The following is a 16,369-nucleotide window of genomic DNA, read 5'->3' on the forward strand; positions in this document are numbered from 1 at the left end:
GCCGACTACGAGGAAGACGACGACGCCCAACCGTGAACCAGCCCGGCAACCCCACGCCCACGGGACGGCCGCGCACCGTACTGCTGGGCACTGTCCTCCGTTTCGCTCGGGAGAACGCCCGCTTCGGGGTGCGCGAATTGGCCCGGCGCATCGGCATTACGCCTGCGATCGTGTCGAGCTGGGAGCTAGGGCAGCGCTCGCCAGGGCCGGACTATGTGGCCAGCATCCTCGGCGCGCTCGGCGTCACCGGCAACGCGCGACACCAGATCCTGCAGATAGCGCGCACTACCGACCCAGACGTGGTCGTCCTCGCGCAACCGCACCCCAGCCACCAGGCTGCGCTCGAAACCCTCGCGGACTCCGTCATCGACTGGCACCTGACCTTGATGCCCGAACCGCTCCGAACACCGGACTACGCCCGCGCCGTCCTCATCGCCTCCGGCTACTCCAGCAGCGAAGCGGCTTCCGTCGTGGACGCTCGAGCGGAACATGGCATCCGCTTCAGCCCGGAAACGCCACCACGCGTGGCCTACATCGGCGAAGCAGCATTCCACCGCTCAGTCGCCCCGACCGCAGTGACAGCCTGCCAGTTCTCGTTCCTCAATCACCTCGCCACCGCCGCCCCCGCAGTCTCCATCCGCATCGTGCCCACCGAAACCACCTACCACCTCGGGCTGGCCAGCTCGTTCACGCACTACACCATGCGCAACGGCTTGATCGCCTACCTCGGTCATCACGGCACCGGGTCCTTCGTGTCCGGAAACGGCCCCTACAGCCGCATCCTCGACCAACTCGACGGCGTCGCGCTGAGCGCTGCGGAGTCGCGGGCGGTCATCGACGAGTGCATCGTGAAGCTCTCATACGAACCTCCGCAGTCGATGCGCTGAAAATGCTTGTGGTCCGCAGTCCACCCTCTCGGATTCACGCTCACCGAAGCGCTTCAAACCGCCGAGCAGTGCCCGGCGGCGTACTGCAGTGCTCCGGACGCGATCCGGCGGCAGATCAACCAGGGTTTCTTCGAGAAGCTGTACATCGGGGAAGACGGGTCAGTGGTCGGTCGCGTCCTGATTGAGCCGTTCGTGGGGGTGCTCGACAGCCCACGCAGAGCAGAAGTCGTCACGCTCCCCGACTGAGCCAGCGTCCGACCACATCGGCGAGACGGACGGAGACGCCGCAGACCGGTCCCGGCCGGGGAATGTCTTCCGGACGACGTTTGCGGACGTCAGGGACAGTTTGGGCGGCGAAAACGAAGAACCCCAACCGGTGAAGAAATCACCGGTTGGGGGTTGGAACAAGCGATGTCTGGTGGGCGCAGCAGGGTTCGAACCTGCGACCGCTCGGGTGTAAACCGAGTGCTCTTCCGCTGAGCTATGCGCCCGCGCGCCGGGACGAGGGAACCCCGCCCCGGCGAGCGAAACAAGAAGAAAATCAGGCAGTCAGTTCCTCGACGGCTTTCTTCCACCCAGCCTGGTCGCGCGCCTCGCCGGGCGCGTTGACCTCGGCGAAGCGGACCACGCCTTCGGTGTCGATCAGGAAGGTGCCGCGCACGGCGAGCCCCGCCTGGTCGTTGAAGACGCCGTACTTCTGGGCCACCTCGCCGTGCGGCCAGAAGTCCGACAGCAGCGGGAACTGGTAGCCCTCGACCTCGGCCCACGCCTTGAGCGAGAACGGCGTGTCGACGGAGACGCCCAGCACCTGGACGCCCTTGCCGTCGTAGTCGCCGAACTCGTCGCGCAGCTGGCACAGCTCGCCGGTGCAGATCCCGCTGAAGGCGAACGGGTAGAACACCAGCAGGACCGGCTTGTCGCCCTTGAACTGCGACAGCGTGACCGGCTGCTTGTTGTAGTCGTTGAGCGTGAAGTCAGGGGCCTGCGAACCGACCTCGACGGCCATACCGGCGATTCCTCTCCAGAGCGAACACGAGCGTGCCGCCCACCCTATCGCGGCGTCAGCGCTGCTTGGCCTTCGAGGACTTCGGAGACACCAGCCGGGTGCCCAGCCAGCCGGGGCCCACGCTGATGTTCGCCGTCTGGGCGAGCCCGACCTGGGGCACCGCCTCGGCGATGTCGCTGGGCTCGACGTGCCCGGGCTGCCCGGTCTTCGGGGTCAGCACCCAGATCACGCCGTCCTCCTCCAGCGGACCGCGCGCGTCCACCAGCGCGTCCCCGAGGTCTCCGTCGTTGTCGCGCCACCACAGCAGCACGACGTCGATGACCTCCTGGGCGTCCTCGTCGAGGAGCTCACCGCCGATCGTTTCCTCGATCGCCGCGCGAACGTCGTCGTCGACGTCCTCGTCCCAGCCGATCTCCTGGACCACCATGTCCGGCTTGATGCCAAGGCTTTCGGCGACGCCGGCACTGCCTGCGTCTCCCGCGGCGACCACTGCTTCCACTCCTCCAACTACGACGGAGCGCGGCAGTAGGTCCGCCGCACTCGGATACACGGTTGTCGAACAGCGAACACTGACGCGGCGCTGCGCGCAACCGTCCACACCGGATCTTTGGCAAGTCGTGTCTGCAGCGTAGGGGCCCGCCGCCCCCTCGCCCGACTCCGGGTGGCACTCAGTACCCCACCACTGCGAAGCTCTCCCCGGGAGCCTCCTTTAGGGTGGAGGAGAGAAAACGCGCGCGCGATACACCGTGCGCGGGGAGTGGCGACACTCGGGCGGCCGATGTTACCGGGCAGTACAGGTGACGGGAACCCCAACCGGGACGACCATGGACGTCGGCGAGCACTCCCGCCCACCAGCTACAACGGCTACAACCAGCTACAAGGAGACCCCTTGGCCCCGCAGAACGACGGCGCCTCCGGCAAGGAGACCCCGGCTCGCGTACGCGTCATCCGTGACGGACTCGCGGCGCACCTTCCCGACATCGACCCGGAAGAGACCAGCGAATGGCTGGACTCCTTCGACGAGGCGCTGGCCCGAGGGGGCCAGCAGCGGGCCAGGTACCTGATGCTGCGCATCCTCGAGCGCGCCAGGGAGCGCAACGTCGGCGTCCCGGCGCTCACGTCGACCGACTACGTGAACACGATCCCCACCGAGAACGAGCCGTGGTTCCCGGGCGACGAGGAGATCGAGCGCCGCTACCGCCGCTACATCCGCTGGAACGCGGCGATCATGGTGCACCGCGCGCAGCGGCCGGGCGTCGGCGTCGGCGGCCACATCTCCACCTACGCCTCGTCGGCGGCGCTGTACGAGGTCGGCTTCAACCACTTCTTCCGCGGCAAGGACCACTCCGGCGGCGGCGACCAGGTCTTCTTCCAGGGCCACGCCTCCCCCGGCATGTATGCCCGCGCGTTCCTCGAGGGCCGCCTCACCGAGCAGCAGCTCGACGGGTTCCGCCAGGAGTACAGCCACGCGGGCGAGGGCGGCGGCCTCCCGTCGTACCCGCACCCGCGGCTGATGCCGGAGTTCTGGGAGAACCCGACGGTGTCGATGGGCCTCGGCCCGATGAACGCGATCTACCAGGCGCGGTTCAACCGCTACCTGCACGACCGCGGCATCAAGGACACCTCCGACCAGCACGTCTGGGCGTTCCTCGGCGACGGCGAGATGGACGAGGCCGAATCGCGCGGCCTGATCCACGTGGCCGCGGGCGAGGGCCTCGACAACCTGACCTTCGTGATCAACTGCAACCTGCAGCGGCTCGACGGCCCGGTGCGCGGCAACGGCAAGATCATCCAGGAGCTGGAGTCCTACTTCCGCGGCGCGGGCTGGAACGTGATCAAGGTCATCTGGGGCCGCGAGTGGGACTCGCTGCTCTCGGCCGACCGCGACGGCGCGCTGGTCAACCTGATGAACGTCACGCCGGACGGCGACTACCAGACGTACAAGGCCAACGACGGGGCCTTCGTCCGCGAGCACTTCTTCGGCCGCGACCCGCGGACGAAGGAGCTGGTCAAGGACCTCTCCGACGCCGACGTCTGGAACCTCAAGCGCGGCGGCCACGACTACCGCAAGGTGTACGCGGCCTACAAGGCGGCCATGGAGCACCACGGCCAGCCGACGGTGATCCTGGCCCACACCATCAAGGGCTACGGCCTCGGCCCGTCGTTCGAGGGCCGCAACGCCACGCACCAGATGAAGAAGCTCACCCTCGACGACCTGAAGCTGTTCCGGGACGCGCAGCGGATCCCGATCAGCGACGAGGAGCTCGAGAAGAACCCGAAGCTGCCGCCGTACTTCCACCCCGGCCCGGATTCGCCGGAGATCGAGTACATGCGCGGCCGCCGCAAGGCGCTGGGCGGGTACCTGCCGGAGCGCCGCCCGAAGACCGCCAAGGCGCTCGTGCTGCCCGGCGACAAGGTCTACGAGGGCGTCCGCAAGGGCTCGGGCAAGCAGGAGGTCGCCACCACGATGGCGATCGTCCGGCTCATCCGCGAGCTGGCGAAGGACTCGGAGATCGGCAAGCGGATCGTCCCGATCATCCCGGACGAGGCGCGCACGTTCGGCCTCGACTCGATGTTCCCGACCGCCAAGATCTACAACCCGCACGGCCAGACCTACACCTCGGTCGACGCGAGCCTGATGCTGGCGTACAAGGAGTCCGAGAAGGGCCAGCTGCTGCACGAGGGCATCAACGAGGCGGGTTCCACCGCGTCGTTCACCGCCGTCGGCACGTCGTACGCGACGCACGGCGAGCCGATGATCCCGATCTACATCTTCTACTCGATGTTCGGGTTCCAGCGCACCGGCGACGGCCTGTACGCGGCGGCGGACCAGATGGCCCGCGGCTTCGTGCTCGGCGCCACCGCGGGCCGCACCACGCTGACCGGCGAGGGCCTGCAGCACGCGGACGGGCACTCGCTGCTGCTGGCGGCGACGAACCCGGCTGTCGTGGCGTACGACCCGGCGTACTCGTTCGAGATCGCCCACATCGTCAAGGACGGCCTGCGCCGGATGTACGGCGAGACCGGCCCGGACGGCAACGGCGAGAACATCTTCTACTACATCACCATCTACAACGAGCCCTACCAGCAGCCGGCCGAGCCGGAGAACCTGGACGTCGACGGCGTCCTGAAGGGCCTCTACCGGTACTCCGACACCCCGGAGGGCGACGGGCCGGAGGTTCAGGTGCTCGTCTCCGGCGTCACGATGCCGGACGCGCTGAAGGCGCAGAAGATGCTGGCCGAGGAGTGGGGCGTGCGGGCCGCGGTGTGGTCGGCGACGTCGTGGGGCGAGCTGCGCCGCGAAGCGGTCGAGATCGACCACGAGAACCTGCTGCACCCGGACCAGACGCCGCGGGTTCCGTACGTCACGCAGAAGCTGGCCGAGGTTTCCGGGCCGGTCGTGGCGGTGTCGGACTGGATGCGCGCGGTGCCGGACATGATCCGCCCGTGGGTGCCCACGGACATGCTCACGCTCGGCACCGACGGGTTCGGGTTCTCCGACACCCGCCCGGCCGCGCGGCGCAAGTTCCTGGTGGACGCCGAGTCGATCACCGTCGGCGCGCTGTCCGCGCTCGCCAAGCGCGGCGAGTTCGACCAGGCGAAGGTCGCCGAGGCGGCGCGCCGCTACCGGCTCGACGACGTGGCGGCCGCCGGGCCGCAGACGTCGGACTCCGGCAACGCGTGACCGTTGCTTGGCTCAGAGGCCCCTCCGGGACAGTGTCCGGGAGGGGCCTCTCCTTTGCTCATCCGACCAAAAGAAGGCCGACCCCTACAGCGGCACGCGACCGGTGCAGCGAAGTCATTCGGCCGTGGCTGTGGTCGGATGAGCAACGATCAGCACAGTAAGGTAGACATCGGATGTATCCGGATGCCTGACGAAAGGTGGTCGAGCGTGACCCAGCGTCGCCTGCCCCGGCCCAGCGAGCTCAAAGAGATCCTGCGGCCGAAGCCGATCGTGCTGAACCCGACCGATCGGCGACTCGCCGGCGCGCACACGATCGCCGATCTGCGGATGCTCGCGCGCAAACGCACCCCGCGCGCGGCGTTCGACTACACCGACGGCGCGGCCGAGCTCGAGGACAGCCTCCGCCGCGCCCGGCAGGCCTACCGCCGCGTGGAATTCCGGCCCAACGTGCTGCGCGGAGTGTCCGATGTGGACACCAGCAGGGAGATTCTCGGGAAGCGCTCGGCGCTGCCGTTCGCGTTCGCGCCCACCGGGTTCACGCGGATGATGCAGACCGAGGGCGAGCGCGCGGTCGCCCGCGTGGCACAGCGCAACAACATGCCGATGGCGCTCTCGACGATGGGCACCACGTCGATCGAGGACCTCGCGGCGGCCGCCCCGGACGCGCGCAAGTGGTTCCAGCTGTACGTGTGGCGCGACCATGGCGCGGGCGAAGATCTGATGAATCGCGCCTGGGAAAGCGGGTACGACACGCTCCTGCTGACCGTCGACACCCCGGTCGCGGGCCAGCGGCTGCGCGACGTCCGCAACGGCCTCACCATCCCGCCCGCGATCACGCTGAAGACGTTCGTGGACGGGGCGATGCACCCGGCGTGGTGGTTCAACATGCTGACCACCGAGCCGCTGAACTTCGCGTCGCTCAACCGGTTCGGCGGCACCGTCGCGGAACTGCTGGACAAGCTCTTCGACCCGACGCTGAACTTCGACGACCTCGACTGGGTGCGCCAGACCTGGCCGGGCAAGCTCGTGATCAAGGGCGTGCAGAACGTCGACGACGCGCGTGACGTGGTGAAACACGGCGCGGACGCGGTGCTGCTGTCCAATCACGGCGGCCGCCAGCTCGACCGAGCGCCGACGCCGATCGAGCTGCTGCCCGCGACGCTGGACGAGATCCAGGACAGCGCCGAGGTCTGGGTGGACACCGGGATCCTGTCCGGCGGCGACATCGTGGCCGCGCTCGCCCGCGGCGCGAACGCGGTGCTGATCGGCCGCGCGTTCCTGTACGGCCTGATGGCCGGCGGCGAGCGCGGCGTGCAGCGCTGCGTGGACATCCTGCGCACGGAGATGATTCGCACGATGCAGCTGCTCGGGGTCCGGCGGGTGGACGACCTCCGCCCCACCCACGCCACGCTCCGCTGAGCCCGAAGTCCGGGAAGGCCCCTTGATTCCGTCGAGGGGCCTTCCCGGACATTCAGTGCCGGGATTGGTGCAGTAGGCGTAATCCGGTATCCAGTGACCGACATCACGTCTCCTGCCTTCGGATCATCCGAGGGAGAAGACCATGTCCGTCACGCTGAACCGCCGCGCGCTGGCGATGCTGCGCGCGATCGCCGCCGGCCGAGCCGAACTCACCCGCAGCTGCGAACCGGACCTGAGAGTCGACGGCCTGCCCTGCTGTGACCAGACGACCGCGCACGACCTGGTCCGCGAAGGCCTGGTCCGCCCGGCGTCCGCGCTAGGCGGCGCAGTCGGGCAGTGGACGGCGGCCGAGCTGACTCCGGACGGGCAGCTCGCGCTCGGCGCTTGAGGTCAGCGCGCCGCGGCGACGGTCTTGCCGTCGGCGACAGCGGTGCGCGCCGAGCGGTTCCAGGTGACCCAGCCGTGGATCACCAGCGCGGCGAAAACGATATAGATCGCGGCCGAGAAGTACAGGCCGGAGCGGATCTGCAGCGGCACGCCGATCGCGTCGACCACCAGCCACACGCCCCAGAACTCCACGAGCCCGACGCCCTGCGCGGCGAACGCGACGAGCGTCCCGACGAAAATCGCGGCGTCCGGCCACGGCGCCCACGAAGCGTCGAGCGCCTGGAGAGTCAGCGCCATCGCGACCGTGCCCAGCCCGAACGCAGCGAGCATCACGGCCCGCTCGGTCCAGCGGCCCTTGCGCACGACGACGCCGTACACCGGGTCGGTCCGGCGGTTCCAGGCCCACCAGCCGTAAAGCGAGATGAGCAGGATCGCGACCTGCCGTCCGGCGAGTCCGCCGAGATGCGCGGACGCGTAAACGGAGAACAGCAGGACGGTCGCGCCGACCTGCACCGGCCAGGTCCACAGCGTGCGCCGCTGCGCGAGGAACACGACCGCGAGCGCGAACACCTGCCCGGCCAGCTCCGCGATCGAGATCCACTGGCCGAACACAGTCACGCCGTGGTGCAACAGGAAGTCCACGTCCGCACCCCTTCCGATCTACGCCTCCCAACATGCAACACGGAGCCTCCATTCCCGTGCCGATGTGAGACTGCGGACAGTCCCGCTGAGTGGACGCCGGGGCCGGACACGGCGGAGGCCCGGCGCCGGGACGGCACCGGGCCTCCATCGCCCGAGCAAGCCCCGCGAGCGCGGGGCAGACCGCGGGGCCGCGCTGCCGAAGCAACGCGGCCCCTGGTCACCGATCCGGCGGATCGGCGAAGGCCGTCAGCGAAGCGACCGACCGGACTCGAATCCGGTCAGCAGCACGGCCGGACGCCGGTGCATGTCCGTGGAACCACCGGCGTCAACCTCCTTGCTGGTACCGGCTCAGCGGTCCACGCGCCCGAAACCGGCGGGCGGGGTCGGCGGCTCCGGCGGGCGGCCGCCGTCCGCGGGCATCTGCCGGGTCTGCTCGCCCGGCTGCGGAAGGCTGCCCGACTGGGACTGCGGGTAGTTCTGCGTCCGGGTCTGCCCGGCGTGCGCGTGCTGCCCGCTCACCTGGCCAGTACCCCGCGAGCCGTCGCCCGAGCCGACCTGGCCCTGCAGGTTGGCCAGCCAGCCGCCCCACCGCTCCTGGGCGGGCTTGATCAGGCCGCCGCCGAAGCCGACGACGATCACGCCGCCCGCGGTCGCCAGCACCGCGATGAGCACCGGACCGGTCACCGACGTCGCGATGTTCACCTGGCCCAGCGCCGCGATGATGCCGAACGCCATCACGAGCCAGTACGCGACCGTGCTGATCAGCCGTCCGGCCGGACGGCCCGAAAGCGCTCCGGAGACGACGTCCCGCACGACCTTCGCGATCGCCGCGGCCACGATGATCAGCACCACCGCGACCAGGATCCTCGGCAGGAACGCGATGATGTCGTTCAGCAGCTGGCTCACCGGGTTCGACTGCCCGAACACCCCGAACGCGAGCTGCAGCGCGATCAGCAGAATGAAGTAGTAGACGAGTTTCACGAGCACCGTGGTGGCGTCGAGATTCGCGCCCTTCACCATTCCGGTCAGCCCGGTCTTCTCGACCAGCCGCGTGAAACCGAGTTTTCCGAGAACGAGCCCGAGGGCTTTGGACAGGGCTTTCGCGATCAGCCAGCCGATCAAGAGGATGATCAGAAAACCCACGAGTTTCGGGACGAACGTGGCCACTAGATTCCAGGCCTGTCCGAGTCCGTCCTTGAGTTGTTCACCCACGCTGGCTCCCTTCGCCGCGGTTCGACGTGGATTCCGGCACCGTCCTGTCGCACCGGGTCGCAGGACAGGTACCCACTGCACCCGAGTGCTGTGCACCACGATCGAGTGAGACGACTGGCGCGGGAAGATCAATCGCCGCCATACTTGTCCTACCGGTGGGGACCGGGGAGACGAGGCCGCTCGGCGCAGCGAAAACCGCAAGCGCCGGGCGGCCTCGAACATTTCCCGCACTTTATCGCCGCGCGGCGGCGCTTCCGCAGCCGAATGGGGTTCGGGTTTTCTCCCGCGTTCATCTGGCCTTCATCTTCGGGCGATTGGCGGAACGCCGACGGATTTGCGCCCCGGCCTGGGCGCGGTCGCGGAGATGTCCGGACGGGAATCCCGGCGAGCGCGGTCTGTGCGGTGCGAATTCGCGCAGCCGGACGGCCGCCGACGGCGAATTGCGCGGATCTTCCGATGGCTCCTCGGATAACGGCGAAGCGGCAATAGCGCGTGCCGCCGAGGCGCCAGATGCGGCGCGAAGGGCATTACCCCCGGGCGCGGCGACCGGACGCGAGGGCAATGCGGCCGGAGCAATCGCGCGGACGGCGTTCACGTATCTCACCCGTTGCCGCTAACCCACGTGGGTTAGCGGCTCCGCTTTCCAGGTCCCTCACCCGGTCGGAGCGTCCACCGAGAGTAGAGGCTTCCGCGACGGAAACGGCGGGCCGCGGCGTCTGCCGCGGCCCGCCGTAGAGAACTCGTCTGTCAGGCAGCGCTCAGCGCGTCCCGCAGCTTCACCTTCGCGCCGGTGCGCATCACCGCGTTGCGGTAGATCCGCGCGGCCAGCCAGATCAGCGCCGGGATGAGCGCGACCACCAGGCCCACCGACAGCACCGCCTCCCACACCGGCACGCCGCCCATCGCCAGCCGCATCGGCATCAGCGTCGGCGCGAACACCGGGATCAGCGACAGCACCTCGGCCAGCGGGCTCCCCGGGTTCGACGGCAGGATCGAAATCCCCACCACGTATCCGGCGATGACGAACATCAGCGCGGGCATCGTCGCGCCGGCCACGTCCTCCTGCCGCGAAACCAGCGCGCCGAGGGCGGCGAACACGATCGAATACATGAAGAACCCGAGCAGGTACCAGACGATCAGCCAGATCACGGTGCCGACCGCCGCGTTCACCGAGATCGTCAGCACCCCGAACCCGAGCCCGGCCGCCACGCCCGCGACGCCGATCGCCAGCATCTGGATCAGCCCGACGGTGCCGATGCCGAGCACCTTCCCGGCCATCAGCTGCCACGGTTTGATCGTCGACAGCAGCAGTTCGACCACCCGCGACGTCTTCTCCTCGACGACGCCCTGGGCGACGCCCTGCCCGTTGAGCATCAGCGACAGGTAGATCAAGATGCCCGCGATGATGCCGAGCACCAATTGCTGCCCGTTGTAGTCGTACGGTTTCTCGAGCGGCGGCAGTTCGTCGATCGTCGCCGCGGCGGCCGCCTGGCGCACCTTCGCCGGGTCGCCGCCGAGGGATTCGATCTGCTGGTTGAGCGCCAGCTGGCCCTCGAGCACGGTGAAGGTGTTCTTCAGCTTCGCGTCCAGGTCCTTCTTCACCTGGACATGGACCCGCTTCGCGTCCTGCACCAGCAGCGCGTCGATCGAGCCGTCCCGCAGCTTCGCCTGGCCGGTCTTCTCGTCAGGGACTTGTTGCGTCGCGACGGTATGGCCGATCGACTTCCCCGTCGCGGTCAGCGGCTGCGCCAGCTGCGAGGCGGCGGGCACGTAGCCGACCGTCGCGTCGGCGCTCCCGCCGCCGTTGAAGAGCTTGAAGACCAGCGCCAGCCCGACGACGATCAGCACCATCACGAGCGTGGTGATGCGGTAGGCCTTGGAATTGACGCGCGTGCTGATTTCCCGCCCGGCCACGAGGCCGACCGCGGACAGCGGGCTCATCTGGACATCGGACCCGGTCATGCCGCGGCCTCCTGGTGCTCGGACACGACGGAACGGAACAACTCGGTCAGCGACGGCAGTTTGCGGGCGAATTCCCGCACCGGGCCGGTCGCCAGCGCGGCGCGCAGCACGGCCTGGTCGTCCGCGCCGTCGGCCAATTCGAGCTCGGTCACCGCTCCCCGGCGGCCGATCACGGTCACGCCGGACAGTCCGGCCGCCCAGTTTTCGGGCGCTTCAGGGGCATCGACGAGCAGCCGCGTCGTCCCGCCCGAGCGCAGTTCCGCCACCGTGCCGGACGCTTCCATCCGTCCACTCCGGACAATCCCGATCCGGTCGCACAGCCGCTCCACCAAATCCAGCTGGTGACTGGAAAACACGACCGGAACGCCCTCGGCCGCCTTCTCCTTCAGCACGTCGCTCATCACGTCGACGGCCACCGGGTCGAGCCCGGAGAACGGTTCGTCCAGCACGAGAATCCGCGGTTCGTGCACCAGCGCGGCGGCGAGCTGCACGCGCTGCTGGTTGCCGAGACTGAGCTTCTGCACCTCGTCGTCGCGACGGGCGGCCACGCCGAGGCGTTCGGTCCACCGCTCGCTCGACGCCTTCGCCGCGGCGGCGGGCATTCCGTGCAGCCGGGCCAGATACGTGAGCTGTTCGCCGACCTTCATTTTCGGGTACAGCCCGCGTTCCTCGGGCATGTAGCCGATCTGGCGGCGCGTTTCGTGCGTGATCGGCTCGCCCGCGTACCGCACCTGGCCGGCGTCGGCGCTCAGCACGCCGAGCGCGATGCGCATCGTGGTCGTTTTGCCCGCCCCGTTGCTGCCGACGAATCCGAAAAGCTCCCCCGGCCGCACGTCGAACGTCATCTTCTCGAGCGCCACCACGGCGCCGTAGCGTTTGGAGATCCCGTCGATCTCCAGTCCGGGCTCTGGCATGGCCCGTCCCCCTGTTCTTTTCTCCCGGGGTGATCCCCTGCCACCCCACCCGGGATCCTAGGCACTTCGGCACGAGGCCGCCCACCTCCCGAGGTCGCCGCCGCATCCGCCTAAAGTTGCAGGCCGCGCGCGGCACGTAGGATCGGATCCGACATGGCCGACACCACAGGACGCCCCGCGCGCAAGCACCACGGGCTGTCCGCCAAAACCCTGCGCAGCCTGGAGCACGCCTCCGGGCGGCTGGCGAGCGCGAGCGTCGCGGAAATGGAACGCCGGCTGGTCTGGTTCGCGCGACTTCCCGCCGACCAGCGCGCCAGCGTGCTGCTGATCACGCAGACCGGGGCCAGCGGCTTCGTCGCGTGGCTGCGCGATTCGAAGGAAGCGCTGAAGCTCACCACCGAAGCGTTCCGCGACGCGCCGACCGAGGTATCGCGCTGGATCAGCCTGCGCCAGGCCGTCGCGATGGTGCGGCTCGCGATCGAGGTATTCGAAGAACAGCTCCCGGAATTCGCCGCTTCGGAAGCCGAACGCGCGGCGTTGATCGAGGGAATTCTGCGCTACGGCAGGGAAATCGCGTTCGCCGCAGCCAATTCCTATGCCGCCGCGGCGGAAGCGCGCGGTGCGTGGGACGCGCGGCTCGAAGCTCTGGTGGTCGACGGAATCGTCCGCGGCGACGCCGAAGAATCCGTCCTGTCGCGGGCCGCGGCGCTGGGTTGGGACCCCGCCGCGGCGGCGACAGTGATGGTGGGAAATCCTCCCTCAGAAGACCCGCCGACGGTGGTTTTCGACGTCCGCGCCCGCGCCGCCCGCGTCGGCCGCGCGGTGCTGCTGTCGGTGCAGGGCTCGCGGCTGGTGATCGTGATCGGCGGCCCCACCGAGGGCGGGCCGAAAGAACGCGAGATCTTGGCCCGGATGTCGACGGTGTTCGCCGACGGCCCCGTCGTAGCCGGCCCGACCGTCCCGACGCTGGCCGAGGCGCACCACAGCGCGGCCGAGGCGTTGTCCGGACTGCGCGCGGTAGTCGGCTGGCCCGGTGCGCCCCGCCCGGTGCGGTCGGACGATTTGCTCCCCGAACGCGCTTTGTCCGGCGACCCCGGCGCGGAACGGCTGCTGGTCGATTCGGTGGCCCGTCCATTGGAGGAGGCCGGGGCGGCGCTGCAGCGCACTGTTGAGACCTATCTGGACACTGGCGGGGTCCTGGAACGCTGCGCGCAAACCCTGTTCGTGCACCCGAACACGGTCCGGTACCGGCTGCGCAAAGCGGCCGAGCTGACCGGCCGCAACCCGACCGACGCCCGCGACGCGCTGGTGCTGCGGGTCGCGCTCACCGTCGGCAGGCTCGCTCGCGCGCGCGGGCTTTGGTAACCGCCCCGGTGGGGTTTTCTCGCTAGCGCGGTGTGCGGCAGGTGGTTGTAGCGGTGCTGGCCAGGGATGCGGAGCACCGCCTGGCCAGCCGGGCTGCGTGGCTCGCGTTCCCGCGAAGGTACCGCGAGCCAAGCCCGCGCGCCAGGGCGAGGGGCACCGGGGCGGGGGGCGAGGATCCCCGCGCGCTAACGAGAAAGCTCTGGGCGCATCTGACGCACCCAATGTGGCATTCGGTGCGTTACGCGCACCCAATGCGGCGTTCGGTGCGCTCAACGCACCCAATGCGGCGTTCGGTGCGCTCAACGCACCCAATGTGGCATTCGGTGCGTCACGCGCACCCAACACCGCATTCGGTGCATCCCACCCACCCCACACCACTGCAGGGCCATCCGCGCCCGAGCCCCTCCCGCGCCCGGCGGAAGCGCCGCGAACCTCCGGCCCACGCGCCGCGCACCCTTCCGCCGGGGCGTGGCGGGTGACAGACTTCACGGCAAGCGCTGGTTGAATCCCACAAGGCGGATGGGTTAAGGGCCGGGTTCTCCGGCGGGTCTTTGGAGGTTTCCTCCAATTCCGCCGCGCGGACTTGGTGACCGCCCGCAGCCGAAGCCCGAGGGAACCCGTGGTCTCATAGACAGCGTGACAGTTGCAGTCCTCTCCCCCGGCCAGGGTTCCCAAGCCCCCGGCATGCTCGCCCCGTGGCTCGAGCTCGACGGCGCACGCGCGCGCGTCGAAGAGTGGTCCGCCCGCTGCGGGCTCGACCTGATCCGGCTCGGCACCGAGGCCGGAGCCGAGGAGATCCAGGACACCGCTGTCGCGCAGCCGCTGATCGTCGCGCTGTCCCTGCTGTCCTTCGAGCACCTGCCCGTCGCCGACGACGCGCCGGTCGCCGGCCACTCGGTCGGCGAACTGGCCGCGGCCGCGATCGCCGGCGTGCTCACCGCCGCCGACGCGGTCGCGCTCGCCGCCGTCCGCGGCGCGGAGATGGCCAAGGCGTGCGCGCTCGAACCGACGTCGATGGCCGCGGTGATGCTCGGCGACCCCGAAGAAGTCGCCGCGTGGCTGGAAAGCCAGGGCCTCGCCGCCGCGAACCGCAACGGGGCCGGGCAGATCGTCGCGTCCGGGTCCGCCGCCGCGATCGAGAAGATCATCGCCGAGCCGATGGAGGGCACGAAGATCCGCGCCCTCAAGGTCGCCGGCGCCTTCCACACGCCCTACATGGCCCCCGCGGAAGACGCCTTGCGCGAGCACGCCGTCGGTCTCTCCCCGGCCGACCCGACGCGCCCGCTGCTGTCCAATGCCGACGGTCAGGTCGTCACGAGCGGCGCGGAGTACCTGCGCAGGCTCGTAGCCCAGGTGACCCGCCCGGTCCGCTGGGACCTCACCATGGACGGGCTCGTCTCGCTCGGCGTGGACCGCACCGTCGAACTGGCGCCCGCAGGCACCCTGACCGGACTGGTCAAGCGGCAGCTCAAGGGCGTCGTCACCACTACCACCGCGCTGAAGTCGCCCGCCGAACTGGCGGCGCTGCGCGAGGAGGACGCCCAGTGACCGCCCGCCCCACCCTGCGCCTCGCCCAGGGCGCGCCTGCCGCCCGCATCCTCGGCTTCGGCAGCTACCAGCCGGACCGGATCGTCACGAACGACGATCTGTCGCAGGTCATGGACACCAACGACCAGTGGATCCGCGACCGCGTCGGCATCATCGAGCGGCGGTTCGGCGAGAAGGACGACGTGCTGGTCGACTACGCCGTCGCCGCCGGGGCCGACGCGCTCTCCGACGCGGGCCTCGATCCGTCCGAAGTGGACACGGTCATCGTGCCCAACTGCACCATGCCCTCGCAGATCCCGAACGCGGCCGCACAGGTCGCCTCGCGGATCGGCGTGCAGAGCCCCGGCGCGTTCGACCTCAACGCCGCGTGCGCCGGATTCTGCTACGGCCTCGGCGTCGCGTCCGACCTCGTGCGCGCGGGTTCGGCGAAGAAGGTCCTCGTGATCGGCGCGGAGAAGCTCACCGACGCCGTGGACCCCACCGACCGCGCGAACGCGATCATCTTCGCCGACGGCGCGGGAGCCGCGGTGGTCGGCGGGTCCGAGGAACCGGGCATCGGCCCGGTGGTGTGGGGCAGCGCGGGCGACCTCGTCGACCTGATCTACATGCGCGACCACCAGTGGATCTACCAGGAGGGCCAGTCGGTCTTCCGCTGGGCGACCACGCAGATCGCGCCGATCGCCTTGCGCGCGCTGGAGGCCGCCGGGCTGCAACCGTCCGATGTGGACGTGCTGGCCCCGCACCAGGCGAACCTCCGGATCGTCGAGTCGATCGCGAAGAAGCTGCGCGCCAAGGGGGCGCGCGAGGACCTCGTGGTGGCCGACGACATCAAGTACTCGGGCAACACCTCGTCCGCTTCGATCCCGATGGCGCTGGACCACATGCGCAAGGCGGGAACGGCGAAAAGCGGCGACGTGGTGCTGGCGGTCGGCTTCGGAGCCGGGCTTTCCTATGCCGCGCAGGCGTTCGTCCTGCCCTGAGCGATACTTCCCCCGCGGGCGCCGTGCCCGCGAGCGGACCCGCAGAAGAACCGAGAAGGGAACAACACCGATGGCTGACAACACTGAGATTCTCGCCGGCCTCGCCGAGATCGTCGAAGAGGTCGCCGGCGTGGCTCAGGACGACGTCACCGAGGAGAAGTCGTTCGTGGACGACCTGGACATCGACTCGCTGTCGATGGTCGAGATCGCCGTGCAGGCCGAGGACAAGTTCGGCGTCAAGATCCCGGACGACGAGCTGGCCAACCTGAAGACCGTCGGCGACGCGGTGAACTACGTGTCCGCCAACTCGAAGTAAGTCCTCTTCGTACCCGGGCCCCGGTCCGGAGCCGACCCTTGGGGAG

General features: G+C 69.4%; 15 protein-coding genes and 1 tRNA gene. 9 read left to right on the forward strand and 7 right to left on the reverse strand.

The window, feature by feature from the left end:
- Positions 1–32: 32 nt before the first annotated feature.
- Together AB5I40_RS16095 and AB5I40_RS16100 are read left to right on the forward strand one after the other, a co-directional pair.
- The gene (locus AB5I40_RS16095) at positions 33–887 is read left to right on the forward strand and encodes a helix-turn-helix domain-containing protein (RefSeq protein ID WP_370939302.1); all 855 of its coding nucleotides are present in this window, start codon (positions 33–35) and stop codon (positions 885–887) included.
- A 6-nt stretch (positions 888–893) separates the two neighbouring features.
- Positions 894–1,133: a hypothetical protein gene (locus AB5I40_RS16100; RefSeq protein ID WP_370939303.1), complete on the forward strand. Its 240-nt coding sequence runs from the start codon at positions 894–896 to the stop codon at positions 1,131–1,133.
- A 170-nt stretch (positions 1,134–1,303) separates the two neighbouring features.
- Here the strand turns inward: AB5I40_RS16100 and AB5I40_RS16105 are convergent.
- The 3 genes from AB5I40_RS16105 to AB5I40_RS16115 form a co-directional block, all read right to left on the reverse strand.
- Positions 1,304–1,378 (reverse strand) — tRNA-Val (locus AB5I40_RS16105).
- Between the two features lie 50 nt (positions 1,379–1,428).
- Complete coding sequence (locus tag AB5I40_RS16110; protein ID WP_020657595.1) at positions 1,429–1,893, reverse strand: peroxiredoxin; 465 nt, start codon at positions 1,891–1,893, stop codon at positions 1,429–1,431.
- 55 nt (positions 1,894–1,948) lie between these two features.
- Complete coding sequence (locus AB5I40_RS16115; RefSeq protein ID WP_067591158.1) at positions 1,949–2,383, reverse strand: DUF3052 domain-containing protein; 435 nt, start codon at positions 2,381–2,383, stop codon at positions 1,949–1,951.
- A gap of 399 nt (positions 2,384–2,782) precedes the next feature.
- Between AB5I40_RS16115 and aceE the strand changes: the two genes are divergently transcribed.
- The 3 genes from aceE (at position 2,783) to AB5I40_RS16130 (ending at position 7,385) form a co-directional block, all read left to right on the forward strand.
- Complete coding sequence (aceE, locus tag AB5I40_RS16120) at positions 2,783–5,578, forward strand: pyruvate dehydrogenase (acetyl-transferring), homodimeric type (RefSeq protein ID WP_370939304.1); 2,796 nt, start codon at positions 2,783–2,785, stop codon at positions 5,576–5,578.
- Positions 5,579–5,785: 207 nt separating this feature from the next.
- A complete protein-coding gene (locus AB5I40_RS16125; protein ID WP_370939305.1) occupies positions 5,786–6,997 on the forward strand; it encodes an alpha-hydroxy-acid oxidizing protein in 1,212 nt (403 codons plus the stop codon).
- 142 nt (positions 6,998–7,139) lie between these two features.
- Entirely contained in the window at positions 7,140–7,385 is a 246-nt protein-coding gene (locus AB5I40_RS16130; protein ID WP_370939306.1) for a hypothetical protein, read from the forward strand.
- 2 nt (positions 7,386–7,387) lie between these two features.
- Here the strand turns inward: AB5I40_RS16130 and AB5I40_RS16135 are convergent, their stop codons facing one another.
- The 4 genes from AB5I40_RS16135 to AB5I40_RS16150 form a co-directional block, all read right to left on the reverse strand.
- Complete coding sequence (locus AB5I40_RS16135) at positions 7,388–8,026, reverse strand: nicotinamide riboside transporter PnuC (RefSeq protein ID WP_370939307.1); 639 nt, start codon at positions 8,024–8,026, stop codon at positions 7,388–7,390.
- 348 nt (positions 8,027–8,374) lie between these two features.
- The gene (locus AB5I40_RS16140; protein ID WP_370939308.1) at positions 8,375–9,238 is read right to left on the reverse strand and encodes a hypothetical protein; all 864 of its coding nucleotides are present in this window, start codon (positions 9,236–9,238) and stop codon (positions 8,375–8,377) included.
- 747 nt (positions 9,239–9,985) lie between these two features.
- On the reverse strand, positions 9,986–11,200 hold the full coding sequence (locus tag AB5I40_RS16145; protein WP_370939309.1) for an ABC transporter permease: 1,215 nt from the start codon (positions 11,198–11,200) through the stop codon (positions 9,986–9,988).
- Positions 11,197–12,114: an ATP-binding cassette domain-containing protein gene (locus AB5I40_RS16150; protein ID WP_354750835.1), complete on the reverse strand. Its 918-nt coding sequence runs from the start codon at positions 12,112–12,114 to the stop codon at positions 11,197–11,199. Before AB5I40_RS16150 ends, AB5I40_RS16145 begins: the two co-directional genes overlap by 4 nt.
- 153 nt (positions 12,115–12,267) lie before the next feature.
- Here AB5I40_RS16150 and AB5I40_RS16155 point away from each other — a divergent pair, with 153 nt between their 5' ends.
- From AB5I40_RS16155 to AB5I40_RS16170, 4 genes are all read left to right on the forward strand, one after another.
- On the forward strand, positions 12,268–13,479 hold the full coding sequence (locus AB5I40_RS16155) for a PucR family transcriptional regulator (protein ID WP_370939310.1): 1,212 nt from the start codon (positions 12,268–12,270) through the stop codon (positions 13,477–13,479).
- Positions 13,480–14,115: 636 nt separating this feature from the next.
- Positions 14,116–15,027, forward strand: coding sequence for an ACP S-malonyltransferase (locus AB5I40_RS16160; protein WP_370939311.1), 912 nt, complete (start codon positions 14,116–14,118; stop codon positions 15,025–15,027).
- Positions 15,024–16,007 carry a beta-ketoacyl-ACP synthase III gene (locus tag AB5I40_RS16165; protein WP_370939312.1) on the forward strand — a complete coding sequence of 328 codons (984 nt, stop codon included), beginning with the start codon at positions 15,024–15,026 and terminating at the stop codon, positions 16,005–16,007. The genes AB5I40_RS16160 and AB5I40_RS16165 overlap by 4 nt, the downstream gene beginning before the upstream one ends.
- Positions 16,008–16,077: 70 nt before the next feature.
- Complete coding sequence (locus tag AB5I40_RS16170; RefSeq protein ID WP_009074690.1) at positions 16,078–16,323, forward strand: acyl carrier protein; 246 nt, start codon at positions 16,078–16,080, stop codon at positions 16,321–16,323.
- The last annotated feature ends 46 nt before the right edge of the window (positions 16,324–16,369 follow it).

Origin of the sequence: Amycolatopsis sp. cg13 (genome assembly GCF_041346965.1) — a bacterium.
Classification (GTDB): Bacteria; Actinomycetota; Actinomycetes; order Mycobacteriales; family Pseudonocardiaceae; genus Amycolatopsis.

Coding starts and splice junctions, on each gene's coding strand:
- AB5I40_RS16170 (WP_009074690.1), top strand. CDS start 16,078: ATGGCTGACAACACTGAGATTCTCGCCGGCCTCGCCGAGATCGTCGAA.
- AB5I40_RS16110 (WP_020657595.1), bottom strand. CDS start 1,893: ATGGCCGTCGAGGTCGGTTCGCAGGCCCCTGACTTCACGCTCAACGAC.
- AB5I40_RS16155 (WP_370939310.1), top strand. CDS start 12,268: ATGGCCGACACCACAGGACGCCCCGCGCGCAAGCACCACGGGCTGTCC.
- AB5I40_RS16145 (WP_370939309.1), bottom strand. CDS start 11,200: ATGACCGGGTCCGATGTCCAGATGAGCCCGCTGTCCGCGGTCGGCCTC.
- AB5I40_RS16150 (WP_354750835.1), bottom strand. CDS start 12,114: ATGCCAGAGCCCGGACTGGAGATCGACGGGATCTCCAAACGCTACGGC.
- AB5I40_RS16130 (WP_370939306.1), top strand. CDS start 7,140: ATGTCCGTCACGCTGAACCGCCGCGCGCTGGCGATGCTGCGCGCGATC.